General features: G+C 41.0%; 15 protein-coding genes and 1 pseudogene. 4 read left to right on the top strand and 12 right to left on the bottom strand.

The annotated features are described in order from the left end of the window. Positions 1 to 8: 8 nt before the first annotated feature. From CD03_RS0109950 to abc-f, 6 genes are all read right to left on the bottom strand, one after another. A complete protein-coding gene (locus CD03_RS0109950) occupies positions 9 to 836 on the bottom strand; it encodes a carbohydrate ABC transporter permease (RefSeq protein ID WP_027293499.1) in 828 nt (275 codons plus the stop codon). Further along, positions 833 to 1,750 (bottom strand): carbohydrate ABC transporter permease, encoded by a 918-nt coding sequence (locus CD03_RS0109945; RefSeq protein ID WP_044289875.1) that lies wholly within the window; start codon positions 1,748 to 1,750, stop codon positions 833 to 835. The genes CD03_RS0109950 and CD03_RS0109945 overlap by 4 nt, the downstream gene beginning before the upstream one ends. A gap of 63 nt (positions 1,751 to 1,813) precedes the next feature. Further along, positions 1,814 to 3,211, bottom strand: a complete 1,398-nt coding sequence (locus tag CD03_RS33095; protein ID WP_052377752.1) for an extracellular solute-binding protein — start codon at positions 3,209 to 3,211, stop codon at positions 1,814 to 1,816. A gap of 109 nt (positions 3,212 to 3,320) precedes the next feature. Then, a complete protein-coding gene (locus CD03_RS0109930) occupies positions 3,321 to 5,075 on the bottom strand; it encodes a sensor histidine kinase (RefSeq protein WP_027293497.1) in 1,755 nt (584 codons plus the stop codon). Further along, positions 5,038 to 6,600 (bottom strand): response regulator transcription factor, encoded by a 1,563-nt coding sequence (locus CD03_RS0109925; protein ID WP_027293496.1) that lies wholly within the window; start codon positions 6,598 to 6,600, stop codon positions 5,038 to 5,040. The genes CD03_RS0109930 and CD03_RS0109925 overlap by 38 nt, the downstream gene beginning before the upstream one ends. A gap of 244 nt (positions 6,601 to 6,844) precedes the next feature. Then, positions 6,845 to 8,485, bottom strand: a complete 1,641-nt coding sequence (gene abc-f, locus CD03_RS0109915) for a ribosomal protection-like ABC-F family protein (protein WP_027293495.1) — start codon at positions 8,483 to 8,485, stop codon at positions 6,845 to 6,847. A gap of 828 nt (positions 8,486 to 9,313) precedes the next feature. Here abc-f and CD03_RS0109905 point away from each other — a divergent pair. Beyond that, positions 9,314 to 9,940, top strand: coding sequence for a TetR/AcrR family transcriptional regulator (locus CD03_RS0109905; protein WP_027293493.1), 627 nt, complete (start codon positions 9,314 to 9,316; stop codon positions 9,938 to 9,940). Between the two features lie 11 nt (positions 9,941 to 9,951). Next, positions 9,952 to 11,022 (top strand): radical SAM/SPASM domain-containing protein, encoded by a 1,071-nt coding sequence (locus tag CD03_RS0109900; RefSeq protein WP_027293492.1) that lies wholly within the window; start codon positions 9,952 to 9,954, stop codon positions 11,020 to 11,022. A gap of 191 nt (positions 11,023 to 11,213) precedes the next feature. Here CD03_RS0109900 and CD03_RS0109895 read toward each other — a convergent pair whose 3' ends face one another. Both CD03_RS0109895 and eda read right to left on the bottom strand, forming a co-directional pair. After that, positions 11,214 to 12,239 (bottom strand): sugar kinase, encoded by a 1,026-nt coding sequence (locus CD03_RS0109895; protein ID WP_027293491.1) that lies wholly within the window; start codon positions 12,237 to 12,239, stop codon positions 11,214 to 11,216. A 118-nt stretch (positions 12,240 to 12,357) separates the two neighbouring features. Beyond that, complete coding sequence (gene eda, locus CD03_RS0109890) at positions 12,358 to 13,320, bottom strand: bifunctional 4-hydroxy-2-oxoglutarate aldolase/2-dehydro-3-deoxy-phosphogluconate aldolase (RefSeq protein WP_027293490.1); 963 nt, start codon at positions 13,318 to 13,320, stop codon at positions 12,358 to 12,360. A gap of 473 nt (positions 13,321 to 13,793) precedes the next feature. Here eda and CD03_RS0109885 point away from each other — a divergent pair, with 473 nt between their 5' ends. Beyond that, on the top strand, positions 13,794 to 14,393 hold the full coding sequence (locus tag CD03_RS0109885; protein ID WP_027293489.1) for a TVP38/TMEM64 family protein: 600 nt from the start codon (positions 13,794 to 13,796) through the stop codon (positions 14,391 to 14,393). 15 nt (positions 14,394 to 14,408) lie between these two features. Here CD03_RS0109885 and pfkB read toward each other — a convergent pair whose 3' ends face one another. Beyond that, positions 14,409 to 15,335, bottom strand: coding sequence for a 1-phosphofructokinase (pfkB, locus tag CD03_RS0109880; RefSeq protein WP_027293488.1), 927 nt, complete (start codon positions 15,333 to 15,335; stop codon positions 14,409 to 14,411). Between the two features lie 104 nt (positions 15,336 to 15,439). Further along, positions 15,440 to 15,484, bottom strand: coding sequence for a hypothetical protein (locus CD03_RS39905; protein ID WP_442969736.1), 45 nt, complete (start codon positions 15,482 to 15,484; stop codon positions 15,440 to 15,442). On the opposite strand from CD03_RS39905, the pseudogene CD03_RS39900 reads away from it, so the two are divergent. Beyond that, positions 15,470 to 15,544, top strand: a pseudogene (locus CD03_RS39900) (hypothetical protein); the annotation flags it as partial. The gene CD03_RS39905 and the pseudogene CD03_RS39900 sit on opposite strands and share 15 nt — an antisense overlap. Here the strand turns inward: CD03_RS39900 and CD03_RS39895 are convergent. Beyond that, positions 15,515 to 15,580 (bottom strand): DUF6783 domain-containing protein, encoded by a 66-nt coding sequence (locus CD03_RS39895; protein WP_442969735.1) that lies wholly within the window; start codon positions 15,578 to 15,580, stop codon positions 15,515 to 15,517. The pseudogene CD03_RS39900 and the gene CD03_RS39895 sit on opposite strands and share 30 nt — an antisense overlap. Positions 15,581 to 15,608: 28 nt before the next feature. Next, positions 15,609 to 16,658 carry a galactitol-1-phosphate 5-dehydrogenase gene (locus tag CD03_RS0109875; RefSeq protein ID WP_027293487.1) on the bottom strand — a complete coding sequence of 350 codons (1,050 nt, stop codon included), beginning with the start codon at positions 16,656 to 16,658 and terminating at the stop codon, positions 15,609 to 15,611. Between the last annotated feature and the right edge of the window lie 114 nt (positions 16,659 to 16,772).

Below are 16,772 nucleotides of genomic sequence, written 5' to 3'. Positions count from 1 at the left end.
CTTCCTCCTTATCCTTTCACCGCTCCCGCGGAAAGTCCTTTTATAAAATATTTAGAACCGATTGCAAATATAATCAGGATTGGCACCACTGCAATGGTAAGTGCCGCCCCTCTCGCCCCCCAGTCCTGTGTATATGCCGTAGCTAGCGTCTGAATTCCGATTGGTATTGTAAACTTGGAACTTTTCGTAATCAGCGTGCTTGGCATCAGAAAATTATTCCAGGACCACAGGAATACCAGCATAAACAAAGTTCCCACTGCCGGCTTAATCATAGGAATACCGATACTGATAAACGTTCGGAATTCATTGGACCCGTCAATGCGTGCACTTTCAATTAACTCTTTCGGCAGAGAATTCTGCATATACTGCACCATGAAGAAGACCCCGTAAGCACTGGCTCCCCATATTAATATCAGGGGAATATGTGAATTAACCAGTCCCATATTTTTCATTTCAATACTATATCCGATTAAGCTGATCTGGGAAGGTATCATCATGCTTGCCACTATAAATGAACTGCAAAAGCTTCTACCCTTAAAACGGTACACCGTCAGGGCATACGCTGCAAGTGCACTGATAAATACGCACAGTATCCCGGAAAACAGTGCGGTATAAATGCTGTTCCAGTAATACTGCAAAAATCCGCCCTGCACTATGGTACTGATATTTTCCACCAGTTTTGATCCGAAAGTATAGATCTCTCCTTTGTAAATCTCGTTTGTGCTGTGAGTAGCCATGGAAATAATAAAGTAAAACGGGATAACCGAAATTATGCTGACGATGGCAAGGGGAATCACATAGAAAAATTTCTTGATAAAACGTACCGGTTTATTCATCTGCTCTCCTCCTTCCTGTTAATCACACGGGATACAATGAGACTGACAATGAGAACCACGATAAAGATACCATAGGAAACTGCCGCACCATACCCCAGTTTGGTGGAACTCTTAAATGTCTGGTCAAAAAAGTACATCATGCTGGTCAGGCAGGAACGTTCCGGTCCGCCAACGGAACTGTTAATATTGCTGAACAGCAGATAGGGTTCGTCAAACAGCTGAAAACCACTGATGATGCTTGTAAGCGTCAAAAAAATAGTAATCGGCTTCAGATAAGGAAATGTAATTCTCCAGAAAATCTGTACTTTATTCGCCCCATCCACCATGGCTGCTTCCGAAATATCTTCCGGAATTGTGGACAGCCCCGCCAGATAGATCAGCAGATAGTACCCCAGATTCTTCCAGACAATCAAAAATATAACAATGATCCTGGCAGTAGCTCCGTCACCCAGCCAGTTAATTCCCTCGATTAGGACCCCCAGCTTGATTAACAGATTATTGACAATCCCGGTGGACCAGTCAAACATAAAGGAAAAAATAATACCAATAGCAACCGGTGTGGTAATATAGGGCAGTACATTGATTGTTTGAAACAACCGGCTGGTTTTCTTTAATTTATACAATAACACTGCTAACAGCAGTCCCCCTAATATCAGAAGCGGAATATAAATAATCATAAAGAAAAACGTATTACCCAGTGATTTAAAGAAAATTTTATCTTTTGTAAACAATCTGATGTAGTTCAACAATCCCACAAATTTACGCTGTGTCACCCCCGCGATACTATCCCAGTCGGTAAAACTTATGATAAACGAGTAGATCGTCGGAAAGATAAAAAACAGAAAGTAAAATGCAAAGTATGGAAACAAAAACAGATAGGGCCATTTGGTCAGAGTATTTCTTTTTTTCTTCATTGCCAACCTCTCTTTCCGGAAAAGGCCATGAATATCATCCACAGCCTTTTCCTGTTTATCCATTTATTCAATGGTGTAGTCCGGCAATTTCATGGACAGTTCCTCTTTTAACTGTTCTAATGCCTGATCCGATGTCATGCTTCTGTCATTATTTAAACTTGTAGTGATCAGGTTTAACGTCTCATGAATCACATTATCATCCAGATTCATCGGTCTTACCTTGATATCCGGAACGATTTCTTCCAGGAACATTTTACCCAGATCCTGATCGCCGAACCATTCACTCTTATAAGACTTTAATTCTGGCTTTTCTTCATATGGTTTCTTTGCAGAGGTGAGGTTCCCCATGGAATTCAGTGCCTCGGCACCTTCCGTAGACAAGGTGGCAAATTTCACAAATTCCCATGCCAATGCTTTATCTTTACAATTCTTTGATATTCCAAGTGTGGTTCCTCCCCAGCTGATATTTCCCTCCGGAGCATTCATCAGCCCCCAATGATCTGCCCCCTTTCCATCCGGGTCATTTGGCTCGATGGTAAATGGAACCGACCAGGTTGCACAGCCTGCAAATATATGGTTTCCTTCTCCAAAGGATGCGTACCAGGCAGGTGTCCATGCTTCCAGTTTATCCACTACATTGTTATCCCGGAACTGACATGCCAGATCCAGTGATTTTTTCAGAGCCTCTGTAGCTTTAATCGTATTCCCGTCAATCCAGGATAATCCGCTTTGTTCACGGATAAACTGCTGTGCATCTGCAATGCCCGGCCACATATAGACCTTATTGCCGCTTTTTTCATATACTTCTTTCCCTTTTTCCACAAACGATTCCCAGGTAGGGAACATTTTTTCTAATTCTTCCCGGTCATCCGTTCCAAGATATTGTTTTGCCAGATCCTTCCGATATGCAATACCCGCCGGGGATATGGATTGCTCTATGCCGCACACATCTCCTTTTGAGTTCACCATCAGAGGGTGCAGGTAATCAAATACCTCCTGAATATCAAAATTATAAGGTGCCTGGTTCAACGGTTCCCACATGTCCAGTTCAAAAACCTTTGCTCTGGAATCTACAATTGACCATGCCACATCCGGCAGTTCCGTACCCGTTGCCAGCGCTGTCTGGTACTTTTGCAGCAGGTCGCCGTTTGCCACCGGTGTATATTCGAAGGTTACATTGGGATATTTTTTCTGAAATGCCGCTGTCATTGTTTTATAATAATTATCATCCCACCCCCACATAGTCAGTGTGCCTTTATAATCCGAAGGCAGCTCTGTATAAGCCTCCGCCCCCTCATCACTCTTGTTCTCAGTAGAAACGCTGTCTGCTGTATTGATAGCCTTCGTGGTTTCTTCCTCTGTTGTCTGATTTCCGCATCCGGATAACAGTCCCGTTACCATAACCGCCGCTGCTGCCAGGCTTGTAAGTTGTTTCATACGTTGTTTCATACGCTTTTTCATTTCCTTATACCTCCTTCTTTATGTATCTGTATCATATCATCCGCACTTTGATTTTCACACATCACATTCTTTATATTTTGTTTCCATTCTATAGTTTTTCTCTTTCTGATCACTGTTTTTTTTCTTCTCCCTGAATGGGAAGAAGCACTTTTACAACGGTATATTCATTTATCCTGCTCTCAATCCAAATACCGTATGGTTCACCATATAAAAACCGTATCCGGTCTCTTATGTTCGTAATGCCAATGTGTTTGCGCTCCTCTGCTCTTTCTTCCAATGCTTCACCAGACATAAATTTTCTGATTTTATCAGAATCCATTCCGACGCCGTTATCCTCCACTGTGATCTGGATTTTTTCCTCTGCTTCTCGAATCCTGACCCTTATCAACCCGTTTGTTTCACCCGGAATGATTCCATGCAAAATAGCATTTTCTACAATTGGCTGAATGCAGGTCTTCGGAATCACGCATTTCTTCAATTCCTCTTCACAGCAAATCTCCACCTGGAATACATCGGGATAACGATATCTTTGAATCGTCAGATAGCATTCCACTAACTCGATCTCTTTTTCTATGGTTATATAAATATTCTTTTCCCCCACCTTCAGCGTTTCCTGCAGGGTATGTATGAGCGCATTCACGATTTCCACAATCCTTTTATTTTTTTCAGCAACAGCGATATAGACCACTGTATTTAAAACATTATATAGATAATGGGGATTAATCTGGGACAGCATAATATCAAACTCCATTTCCTTCTTCTGATGCTCGTCCTCAAGTTTTCCCTCCATATACTGCTGAATCTCTACCAGCATTTCACGGAAACGCCGGTAGAGCAGCTCAATCTCATCGCCGGTATGAATGGATAAATCACTTCTTAACTCCCCGTACTCCATCTGCTCCATGGCCTTTGTCAAACGGGTAATTGGGTGTATCATACTTTCTAATATCCTGGATGTCATCACCAAAAGAAGGGTAATGGAAATCACAAAAAACAGCAGAAAAAAGTCCAGCACAAACTTTGACTGCTGCCACAGATATTTGTTAGACAAAAAAGTATTTACACTCCATCCGGCAGCTCTTATATCTTCCCTGATTAAATATCCTTTTTCCACTTTCTCTACATTCTGCCGGTTACTTTCCGTATGTTCACTAAAATAACCGCTTTCCTTTTCTTCTATTTTCTTCTGATATAAGATATTTGCGGAATTTCCCGTTAAATATACATTTTCATAATCCTTCGCATAATTTGCAATCTGATCTGTAAAATACTTCAGATAGATATCCAGATACAGGACTCCCAGAATCTCCGATGCACTGTTCATATCCCGAATCACCGTTTTATAACAGATTACACTTTGGGAGATCTCCGATTCAATACTATAATAAGGATTTGAAAATACCATATCATCCCTCGCCTCGTACTCCTGAATCTCTTCCAGTTCAAACTTCTCCTGGAAATAAACGTCTCCCATTAAGTTCCTGCTGCTGTAATATAACCCATTCGTCCCTTTCAGCATAGAAACCCCGATATAATTCCGCAGGGAATTGTAAAATACCAGTTGTTTTCCTACTTCAAATCTCCTCTTGGTTTTGTCAAATTCATTTTTATATGTTTTTTTATTTAAATTCTCCTGAATTGTCTGGTCAATTGCAATACTTCTCGTAAAGTTCTGTATATCTTCCACCATAAAATCCAGCTGACTTACAATCTGACGCAGTTTAATCTGCTCATCGTGAATCTTCTGCTCCCGTACAATCCGGCTGAAATAGATATAGGCCACAATGGTACTTACAACTGTGGCTGCTGTTAATGCAAATGCAATCTTAGTCAGTATTCTTTTCTTTAAGCTTTTCTTTGCCACCCTGTTTCCCCCATTTTTTATAATCCTGCGGCGTCATGCTCATATATTTATAAAAAATCTGGCTGAAGTACTGGCTTGTCTTGTATCCCACCCGCTCAGCCACTTCTGCCACCTGATACTGCCCATCCTCCAGCATTATCTTAGCCTGGCTGATGCGATAGTCTGTTAGAAATTTTAGAAAGGTAGTTCCTACTTCTTTTTTAAAAAGCTGCCCTAAGTAAACACCATTCATCTGAAATTTTGCTCCTATGTAATCCAGCGTCAGTTCTTCCCGGAAATGATCCTGTATAAAACTTATGATCTGTCTGACATTTACGGAATAGGAGTTCTCTATATCCTGCTGCATTTCGGTGCATATCCTCCTGCAGCAGGATACACAGTATTCACTTAACTGGTCAACCGTATAACATTCCTGCTTAAATTCATCATAAACCAAACGAAAATTTTCCCCCCATTTCTTTTCATAATACAGCCAGGTTGATAAGAAGTTCTTAAGTGCAGATAAATTCCATTTAGGGCAGCATAACGTTTGGAACATCCTGTCCAGCCCGCTGCTCCACTCATCCTCTGCCTGGTTTAAGTTCCAATCCAGCAGCTCAAATTCCTTTAACAGTTCCACCTCTTCGTCCGGATCTCCCGCTGGTATCTGATCCAGAAAGTAGTATTTATTCTGCTTCATAAATGGACTGTAACGAATTTTCCTGGAAAGCTCACGGAATGTAGCTGCAACCTGATTGTGTGAAAATCTCCTGCTGCAAAGGATTCCATAAAACCCTTTCCCTAATTCCCTGATCACCCGCTCTGTATATAATGCCTTTTGATAAATTAATTCCTCTGCTTCATATTCACTGCGTACCTGATCCGCATTATATAAAACCAGATAGTTATCTTCACTGATCTGTACATCCGTTACATAAGTTATTTTAGATACCGGTTCTTTTCGCAGACTATCCATAATTATATGAAAGCCTGCAGGCTGACGCTCTATTTTTCCATCATCGTAAAAAAGAGGCTTGTTGAACTGCAGCATAATCATAAACAGCTGATTGCCCACTCCCGTATCCTCTTTCCTATTTTCTTCTTTCGGGGCATCATATATAATATTCTTTAAGAAATAACGTTTTTTCGCCTGCTGCCATTCTTCTTCCCTGTAGATTTCAGCTTTTACTTTTCCAAGTTCCCCCAACAGGGTCGCCTCGCTAATTTCATGCTTCAGCAAATAATTGGAAACACCATACTGAATACCTTTTTTGGCATATTCGAAGTCCTTATATGCGGACAGCAGTATAATCTTGGTGTGGGGATTTATCTCCTTCACCTTCTTCGACAATTCCAATCCATCCATTACAGACATCTTAATATCCGAAATGATAATATGCGGATTTTCTTTCTGGAATAACTCCAATGCCCGTTTTCCATTGAGCGCCTGTCCCACAATCTGAAATCCGTATTGATTCCAGTCAATAACTTCCCTTAAAAATTCAAGTGCCAACACTTCATCATCCACCAACATTACCCGTAACATAAAATTTGCCACCCTCTCATCTTATTACCAGTTTATTTTCACTATACCATAATACCTGTCAAATACCCATCTCACATTCCATATAAAATGTATAAATTCCATAGATTTTTTCAATAAAAAACTGTATGTACAGATGCAGAAGCCGGAAATAATCCATCTTCCACAAATGCCATACAGTTTTTCATTTACTTCCTATAATTTCATGCTATTTTTTACCGCCTCTGACAGCAGTCTTTTTTATATCTCATGGGTTTACCTGATAATAGGCTTCCGTTACCTGATCCAGCTCTTCTTTTATTTTCAGCACATTATCGCCTTTTTTAGGCTTGCTCAGGCGCATACTCAGTTCTGCCATCTTCATACTGAGCAGCATCTTATCCAATTGCAGCACATCTCCCCGTTTGGATGCACGTTCTTTTTCCTGCTCATACGCTTCCCAGTTTCCCTCGAATGTTTCTAATTTTCCATCTTCCAGAAATACCAAACGGTCCGCCGCATTTTTTGCCAGACTTCTGTCATGAGTGACGATCAGCATCGTACCCTCCCACTTATCCAGCAGTCCTTCCAGCGCTTCCGCAGTATACATATCAATATGGTTCGTAGGTTCATCCAGGATTAATACATTTACATCCGATGCCATCAGCCTTGCCAGCATTACTTTCGCCCGTTCACCACCGGATAATACGGAAACCGGTTTATGAATATGCTGTTCGGTGAGATAGAGATTTGCCAGAATACAGCGAATCACATGCTCTTTTAAATTAGAATCAGCCCTTACATTTTCCAAAACAGTTTTATTCACATCCAGTGTTTCGTGCTCCTGTGAAAAATAACCTATTTTAACATCCGGATTCACATACACAGAAGGATGATGTTCCATAATCTTTTTAATCAGTGTAGACTTTCCGGTTCCATTTTCCCCCATCATAACGGTACATTTATTCGCTTTCAATGTCAGATCTGCTTCATTCAAAACCAACTTCTTGCCATACTGAACCGTCAGCCCCTGTATCCTGACTGCCGTCTTCCCGGACAGTGGATTATCCATGCCCAGTCTCATGACAACCGGTGCCAATTCCTTTGGTTTTTCTTTGACTTCCAGCTTTTCCAGGCGTTTTTCCATGGCTTTGCCTCTGCTCTGAACATTTTTCTGCTGTTCTCTTGCCACACCCTTATACAGCATCCACTCACTGTGCCCCATCTGCTTTGGTGGTTTTAACATCTGGGATGCTTCATTCTTCACCTGATTCATGGCAATCGTAATCCTTTTACGCTCCTGCTGGTACTGCTCAAATTCGAACATTGCAAATTCCCGTTCCCGTTCTTTCTGTTCCTTCCACTGGGAATAGCGCCCGGGGAACACACGAAGTTTACCCTCCTCAATCTCCCAGATAGAGGTACACACTTTGTCCAGCAGATACCGGTCATGGGAAATTAATACAAAGGCACCCCGGTAACCCATGAGCATTTTCTCCAGCGTTTCAATTCCTTTCACGTCCAGATTGGTTGTCGGTTCATCAGCGAACAGAAGCCTGCTCCCCTGTGATAGGGCCGCCGCAATGGCCTGTCTTGTTTTCTCCCCGCCGCTTTTGCAGGCAGAACCTTTAATCTGCATATGGCTGAGCAGCTGGGGGCTGACATCCTGGTTCTGCTGATCTTCCGTCTCTTCCTGACACTGTTCAATCATAGCAATTTCACAGTATCTGTTAATCTCTCCTTCATCTGCATGTTCACTTCCATACAGGATATGCAGTAACGTACTTTTTCCTGCGCCGTTTAAACCCACCAGTCCAATGCGGTCTCCTTCTTCAATCGTAAGCCGGTCTATGCAGAACAAGTCCTGAATCCCATAGCCTTTTTTTAAATTCTTAACTTTTAATAACAAAAAAATCCCTCCTAAACACTCTGTTCAGCAGGGAAATCAGCGTACGAAAACAAGCAGGCAAAATGAACCTGTAATACAAACTGCCGCATACTCTTATCCAACTTCCAGAGTAACGGTCTCGCTTTGTAACTTGTTCAATATTATCATAAATGATCCGTAAGCATAGATTCAGACTGAACAGAGTAAACTCAATAAATAAGACTAATTTTTCCTTAGCCTTCATTATCCATTTACTTTTCATAAGTTTCATCCAGTCCTCAAATAATCATATTCTTACAGATACCTCGTTCTTTCTAAGATGCAGTAGAAATAGTGTTACTGCTCTAAATTAGTTGTAATATATCATAGAAAGCGGGGGACGTCAATACTTTTTTGGGTTTAGCTGATTAAGGGACGCTTTGTAGATAAAGGTAGTGCGCGGAAAGAGAAGGGGGCGGACCATGGCAGGCATTTGGATGGCGTATAGCAGATCTGAGCATTTACTTACCTTGCCGGAGTGTTTTTTGGTGGATAGTATTCGACTGGCTCCCATCGGATACTAAGCGGGTACTGAGCTGCGAAATGCATCAGGATTTCACAGCGAATGCCCGCGTGCCGCCAAAAAGCGCTCCGGCAAGGTTAGAAAATGCCAGTTCTGCGGTAAGCCATCCAAATGCCTGCCATGGTCCGCCCCCTTTTCTTTTCGAATACTATCTCCAACTACAAAGCGTCCCCTTCCTCAGCTAAACCCAAATATTTTTTAACTTTAATATTGACATGTGAACGCTCGTTAACTATAATACCATTATGTGAACATCCGTTAACTTTTTTTGTATAGAAAGGAGTATCATGCCAAAACGTAACACAAAAGAACTGATCCTGAAAGAAGCTCTTCGCCTGTTTTCTGATAATGGATATGATGGTGTATCCGTAAGGGAAATTTCCGGAGCTGTTGGGATTCGTGAAAGTGCCATTTACAGGCACTTTAAGAATAAGCAGGATATCTTTGATACGATTATCAAGCGGATCGAAGGCCAGTACGCAATTGTAGCACAGGAATTTAATATTCCTGAGGGCGATTTGTCCGAGGTGGCAGGCGCCTATATTAATAATGGGCTGAATCCCTTAAAGGAGATGACGAAGTCCATGTTTTTATTCTGGTTGAAATCTGAGGAAGCTTCTAAATTCCGCAGAATGTTAACCATTGAACAATTTAAAAGTACCAAAGCAGGTGAGACTTTTCATATGTTTTTCTTCCGCTTGCCCCTGGATTTTCAAACACAATTATTTGCTGAGATGATCAAACAAAACTATTTTAAAGATTTAGATCCCAAGATGCTGGCTCTCAATTTTTATTCACCTATCTTTTTACTTATAAGCCAGTATGATAATCATCCCGAACTAGAAGACGAAGCATTGCAATTATTAGAGAAGCATATCGACCAGTTTGAACTTCTCTATTGCACCCCACATTGAAAGGAACCGTTATGGATATCAGTTTGTTTATGAATACAGGCATCCTGTCTATTGCCCGCACTGCAGCGAAATTTTATTTAACCGATAAGAAAAACCGCCGTTTTATAATGGATTTTACACCTCAGCTTACAAAAAATGCAAAAATAAGAGCAGATCACGAAAATAAAGGCATCCACGTACCTCCTTTTCTGATTGCAAGTATCGCATCCCGCTGCAACCTCCACTGTGCCGGATGCTATGCAAGAGCAGAGGGAGCGTGCAGTGATCATGAACAGCGCTCTGAAATGAACACTCACCACTGGGAAAATATATTTGACCAGGCAAATAATTTGGGAATATCATTTATACTGCTCGCCGGAGGAGAACCTATGCTTCGAAAAGACATCCTCACATTAGCAAGTAATTATCCCGACATTATATTTCCAGTTTTTACAAATGGTACGCTGATAGACGAACAATACATAGAACTTTTCCATAAGTCCCGCAATCTGATCCCGGTACTCAGCATTGAGGGAACCACTGCTGACACCGATCTGAGGAGAGGCGCCGGAATTGCGGAAAAACTCTGTCAGGTTATGTCCGCACTTAAGAAACACCATATATTGTATGGTACCTCAATCACTGTTACACACAACAACGTGGAGTTCGTAACCAGCAGACAATTTGTTGACGATCTTCAGAACCAAGGCTGCGGTATCATCTTTTATGTAGAATTTGTACCGGTAGAAAAAGGAACAGAATCACTGATTTTATCAGATACCGACCTTGAATTATTAAATACAAGCGTGAATGCTTTAAAATCTGACTGTCAGAAAATGATTATCTTGTCATTTCCCGGCGATGAAGCATCCATGGGCGGTTGTCTTGCTGCAGGACGGGGCTTTTTCCATATTAATCCCACAGGCGGTGCAGAGCCATGTCCTTTCTCTCCCTATTCTAAATTAAACCTGACCCAGTCTTCTCTTGTAGAAGTACTTCAGTCAGATTTCTTTGAAAAGGTAAGGGCTATTGAAGAAAAAGCAGGCATTCATCAAGGGGGCTGTACGCTGTTTGCGAACAGACAGGAAGTGGAAAGTATTTAAAATAAAAAGAAAAAAGAATAAGCATATAATCGGCAAATAATTATATGCTTATTCTTTCATTTTACATTTTAGGATTTATCTATTTATACACCTTAATCTGCCAAATGCACAGATGATGTTTTCATAGCTTATTTCATCATAGCATCATGCACAGTGTCACATATTTCAAACCACTGCTTTATCTGCATTTACTATCTCTGCACACGTCCTGATCCGTCTCCGCCTGCAAGTTTCATAACTTCGTCTACGGATACCTGATTGAAGTCACCTTCTATACTATGTTTCAGACAGCTTGCTGCAACTGCGAATTCAATCGTCTGCTGTGGTGCAAAATCATTTAAGCATGCGTAAATTAATCCGCCGCCGAAGGAATCACCGCCGCCTACACGGTCTACGATATGCATCAGATAGCTTTTACTGAAGTAGAAGTCTGTTCCGTCATAGAGCATAGCTGCCCAGTTATTGTCATTTGCGGAGATAGATCCCCTAAGGGTAATTGCTACTTTTGAGAAGCCAAATCTTTTGGCCAGCTGTTTTGCAACATCTTTATAACCTTCATGATTTACTTTTCCGGAAGTTACATCTGTATTAGCTGCTTTAATACCGAATACATCACTGGCATCTTCTTCATTCGCAATACATACATCCACATATTTACAAAGCTCACCCATTACCTGGCCTGCTTTTTCCTTAGACCAGAGTTTATTGCGGTAATTCAAATCACAACTTACGGTGATACCTTTTTCTTTCGCTTTTTTGCAGGCTTCCAGACAAATTTCCGTTACATTGTCTCCCAATGCAGGAGTGATACCGGTAAAATGGAACCACTCAGCCCCTTCAAAGATCTGATCCCAGTCAAAATCTGCAGTAGTTGCTGCTGCGATAGAAGAACCCGCACGGTCATAAATAACTTTACTTGGTCTCTGACTTGCACCTTTTTCTAAGAAATAAATTCCTACTCTGTCTCCGCCTCTTGTGATATAAGAAGTATCAACGCCAAATCTGCGAAGTGAATTTACTCCTGCCTGACCAATTTCATGTTTCGGAAGCTTTGTTACAAAAGCAGCATCCAAACCATAATTGGCAAGAGAAACTGCAACGTTAGCTTCACCTCCGCCGTAAGTTGCTCCATAATTTTCTGCCTGCACAAAGCGATAATATCCTTCCGGTGCCAGTCTTAACATAATCTCTCCGAATGTGATTACTTTCTTGCTCATATCCTAATATCCTCCGTTAACTCAATCTCTTATATTAAAAATCTGTGTTGAAAAACCCACACTATAATTGTCACTTATTAAGTGATCTGTATCATCAAGCATCAAATATATCAGCAGATTATTTCTGTACTAAATGTACTGCAAATCCGCCAATTTCACCTTCTAAATAAATTGCCTTCAGATTTCCTTTTTCATCGTATTTTGCTGACTCTTCATTAAATGAGACACCCTGTTTTCCTAAATGGTAAACTGCCCTGTCTATATAATTGGTCTTAATTGCGATGTGGCCGTTGCTTCCAAGATAAGGTGTCAGCATTACTTCCACAGCACTTCCGGCAAAGACAGAAGACTTACCCGGTTTCTGTGTAAATCCAAAGATCTTTTCAAAGGATGCCGCTGTACTGGAAGCCTCATCACTATCTGCTGCATTAATTCCAACATGAGCCAGTTCGAATCCAAGCATTGCAGTCACTGCTTCTTTGGTCATCTCTCTGATTTTGTCAAATTCCCCTGCTGTAATCATATCTTTGCTTACCATCCAGCTGCCGCCGCAGGCAATAATTTTCGGAAAGTTTAAGTAATCAATCAGATTTTTTGCATTAATTCCACCGGTAGGCATAAACTTCATATTTACATAAGGTGCTGCCATGGCTTTTATCTTAGCAAGTCCGCCAGAAGCCTCAGCCGGGAAAAATTTCACTACTTCTAATCCTAATTCAATAGCCTGCTCAATATCTGTAGGGCTGGACGTTCCCGGTGTTATCGGAATGTTTTTATCTACACAATATTTTACAACCTTTGGATTCAGTCCCGGGCTTACGATGAATTTTGCACCTGCTGCCACAGCCCGGTCTACCTGTTCCGTTGTCAGAACCGTTCCTGCTCCTACTAACATTTCCGGAAATTCCTGCGCCATAATGCGGATAGACTCCTCTGCTGCTGCCGTACGGAATGTGACCTCCGCACATGGAAGCCCTCCTTCGCAAAGTGCCTGTGCAAGTGGTTTTGCATCTTTTGCGTCATCTAATGCAATAACCGGTACAATTCCCATCCTGGAAATCTCTTTTAAAATTTCATTCATGATTTTATTCCTCCTATTTATATAATCTGGCTTTATGTATAGTTTTATATTATGAAACTATGTTTTGAATTACGATACCTTTAATTGCATTATAGGTAGAAACGTAAAAAATGTCAATAGGAAATTTATACTTTCTACTTATCTTTTTTTCTTATTAATTCTGGTTGCTGTCAATAAATCATTTTCCTATATAAGGCAAAACCCCTCCGTCCAGTATTTTTACTGTTCAGAGGGGTTTTGCCTTTTTTTCACTTTTGATGCAATGGAATTAGTTCCATTCTTAGAACATTTCGCTCTCCAAAGAAACTTATTAGATTCTTTACAACTTTGTCAGAATTTTTTAAGAATTACATCCAGAGTTTCTTAACATTTATGATATATTCTATATTTAATAAATAACATTCACATATTCTGTCTTAAAAAAACAAAAGCTAATATTAAAAATAAAGAAAAACGAAACAAGGAGATCCGCTATGGCTGAAAAATTAAAGAATCACATTCCCCTTATAACAAATATGATTACCGTGCTAACGATCGTCTTGTGTATCATTTTTGCAGTGTATGGGTACCGCGCAGGCATTTTTGAATCAAAAGAATCTCTGATTGCTTTTATCAAAGCTCTTGGACTTTGGGGTCCCCTTGTATTTATGTTTATACAGGCATTACAGGTAGTAATACCGGTACTTCCAGGATTTGTAACCTGTATTGTGGGCGCACTGGTATTCGGACCCGTTATGGGATTTGTTTATAGCTACATTGGCATGTGTATCGGTTCCATTCTTGCATTTATCATTGCCCGCAGATACGGAATTGATTTTGTCAAAAAATTTGTAAATGAAAAAACTTATGATAAATATGCATCCTGGCTGGAAAAAGGAAAGAAATTTGACATCTTTTTCATGCTTGCAATTTTCCTCCCGGCTGCTCCCGACGACCTGCTGTGTTTTATCGCAGGACTCACACGTATGCACTGGAAGAAATTTACAACAATTATACTTCTTGGAAAACCATGGGTCATTGCTGCTTACAGCATCGGAACCGCAGGCATGATCCATGCATTACAGTTTTTTTAAAATATTTTTATTTTATCATAATTTTTTCACTTCTACCCGTGGCAGTATATCCTGCAAATCTTTTTCCAAAAAGCTTCCTGTCTTCATGGTTAAAGCATTTGCAGCAGATACTGCCACTGCATATCTGAGCATTTCTTCTGAATCATAACCTCTGTATAATCCTACGGCAAATGCTGCTGTCATAGAATCACCACATCCTACCGTATTTACAACTTCAAGCTTTGGCGGTTTCCCCTGATAAACACCTTCTTCTGTTACCAATAATGCCCCCTCACTGCCAAGAGAAACTACTACCATTGGAATTCCCATTTCCCGAAGCTTTATTGCACCTGCAATAATCTCTTCCCTGTTTGTAACCGGAACACCTAACAATGCTTCAATTTCATCATCATTTGGCTTGATCATAGTCGGACATGCCTTTACACTTTCTTCTAACAACTTTCCGCTTGTGTCGAGAATTACTTTATGTCCTGCTGTCTTTACCAAATCAATCAGTTTTCCATAAATACTAATATCTACCCCCCTGGGCACACTTCCTGATATCGTAACAACATCGCTTTTCTTAGCGATTTCCTCAAATTGAAGGAGAAAATCATCCACTTCTGAAGGCTCAATGGGCTCTCCCGGCTCCAAAAATTCTGTAGAACTTCCGTCAGCAGCCAGAACATTAATGCAGCTTCTGGTTTCCCCTTTTACATGCACAAACTGGCTCTTTACCTTGTATCCCTCCAGCAGTTCTTCCACATAAGCACCATTGTGGCCTCCTACAAAACCGGTTGCCAGCACCTCTTCTTTACAAAGCCTTGCTACTTTGGCTACATTCAGCCCTTTCCCCCCTGCTGTATTGGAGCAGGTTTTAACACGCATAACTTCTCCCTTAATCAGTTCATCTACTACATAAGCTTTATCAACTGCTACATTGAGTGTCACTGTTGTGATCATATTTTCCTCCCATTCCGTGTATATGCCGTAAAAGTCTCACTTTTGAATTTTTCCTATAAGAAAGGCTGTGCATATAGCCACAGCCCTTCTGTTAAATATAAATGTTATGTACTCGAGCGTGTATGAAAATTCATTCCCGCCATCTGCACGTCACACGTTACGGCATGTTTGCCCCAAATTCAGGTTACATAGCCCGCTACGCACCCTGAATGCGGGACAAATCTCCCACAAAGTGTGACGCACAGCTGCCAGAAAGCAATTTTGAAACACCCTTTAGGATTCACTGTCAATCAAAATCTTACCTTTAACCGCACCGGGTGTTTTAAACATCTCAAACCCATCTGCTATCTGGCTGAGTCCCAGTTTTTTATAGATAAAAGAATCATCGAATTTCAACTGTCCTGTTTTGAAATAATGTGCGGTCAGTTCCCATTCTTTGCCGGGGAATGGTGCACTGTAAGACATCCAGGAGCCGGTAAGCTTAAATTCTTTGCGGTTCATATTTTCCCATTCGCTGACTGTAAAAGATAATTCTCTGGTGGGTGTACCTATGAAGCAGACCTCTGCTTTGTTTGCTGCCAGCTGGAATGCCATTTTCATGGTAATGGTATTCCCGGCTGTTTCATAGACATAGTCATATCCCTTGCCATCCGTTAATGACATTGCCTGTTCGATGTAATCTTCTTCCAGTGTATTGATAACTGCGTCTGCACCTAAACGCATTCCCAGATCCAAACGTTCTTTTGCGATATCAAAAACCACTACTTTTGCGGCGCCAAATATCTTTGCCCACTGCATCGTCAGCATCCCGATTGTTCCACCGCCCAGAATCGCAACTGTTTTACCGCCTGTATAATCACATCGCTGCAGCCCGTGAAGAGCTACTGTTGCCGGTTCAAAAAATGCCCCCTGCTCAAAGCTTACTTCATCTTCAAATTTTACTGCATTTTTCTCCGGTACTACCACATACTGTGCAAAGCTGCCATATTCTCTTGAACCGATAAAACTATAGTGTTTACAAAGTGAATAATTTCCCTTCTGACAGTCTTCACACTTCATGCAGGGAACCAGCGGAACTCCTGCCACCCGGTCTCCCGGTTTTAAAGAAGTGACTCCGTCACCTATTTCTTCAATTGTTCCGGAAAATTCATGTCCCAATACGTTTGGGAAGAAATGACATGCATCTGCGTTTACCCGCGGTACATCAGAACCGCAGATACCGGTATATTTTACTTTTATCAGAACTTTTCCCGGTCCTGCTGACGGCTTCTCGATATCATCATAACGAATATCATTTTTTGCATATACTACTCCTGCTTTCATGATTCAAATCCACTGTGTATCACAAGCAAAAAACTCCTTTTGCGTTATGTAAGTTTTCATTTTTGCATTTGGGGTATACTTGTGACACTGCCACTTTTAAACAGGCTGAAAATA

Source organism: Robinsoniella sp. KNHs210 (assembly GCF_000686105.1).
In the GTDB taxonomy this organism is placed as follows: Bacteria; Bacillota; Clostridia; order Lachnospirales; family Lachnospiraceae; genus Robinsoniella; species Robinsoniella peoriensis.
Note: the sequence above shows the minus strand (reverse complement) of the source record. Positions and strands in the feature narration are given on the sequence as shown.

Bases quoted from the DNA above. Each gene is read 5' to 3' on its own strand.
- CD03_RS0109950 (WP_027293499.1), bottom strand. From the start codon at position 836: ATGAATAAACCGGTACGTTTTATCAAGAAATTTTTCTATGTGATTCCC.
- CD03_RS0109945 (WP_044289875.1), bottom strand. From the start codon at position 1,750: ATGAAGAAAAAAAGAAATACTCTGACCAAATGGCCCTATCTGTTTTTG.
- CD03_RS33095 (WP_052377752.1), bottom strand. From the start codon at position 3,211: ATGAAAAAGCGTATGAAACAACGTATGAAACAACTTACAAGCCTGGCA.
- CD03_RS0109925 (WP_027293496.1), bottom strand. From the start codon at position 6,600: ATGTTACGGGTAATGTTGGTGGATGATGAAGTGTTGGCACTTGAATTT.
- CD03_RS0109905 (WP_027293493.1), top strand. From the start codon at position 9,314: ATGCCAAAACGTAACACAAAAGAACTGATCCTGAAAGAAGCTCTTCGC.
- CD03_RS0109900 (WP_027293492.1), top strand. From the start codon at position 9,952: ATGGATATCAGTTTGTTTATGAATACAGGCATCCTGTCTATTGCCCGC.
- CD03_RS0109895 (WP_027293491.1), bottom strand. From the start codon at position 12,239: ATGAGCAAGAAAGTAATCACATTCGGAGAGATTATGTTAAGACTGGCA.
- eda (WP_027293490.1), bottom strand. From the start codon at position 13,320: ATGAATGAAATTTTAAAAGAGATTTCCAGGATGGGAATTGTACCGGTT.
- CD03_RS0109885 (WP_027293489.1), top strand. From the start codon at position 13,794: ATGGCTGAAAAATTAAAGAATCACATTCCCCTTATAACAAATATGATT.
- pfkB (WP_027293488.1), bottom strand. From the start codon at position 15,335: ATGATCACAACAGTGACACTCAATGTAGCAGTTGATAAAGCTTATGTA.
- CD03_RS0109875 (WP_027293487.1), bottom strand. From the start codon at position 16,658: ATGAAAGCAGGAGTAGTATATGCAAAAAATGATATTCGTTATGATGAT.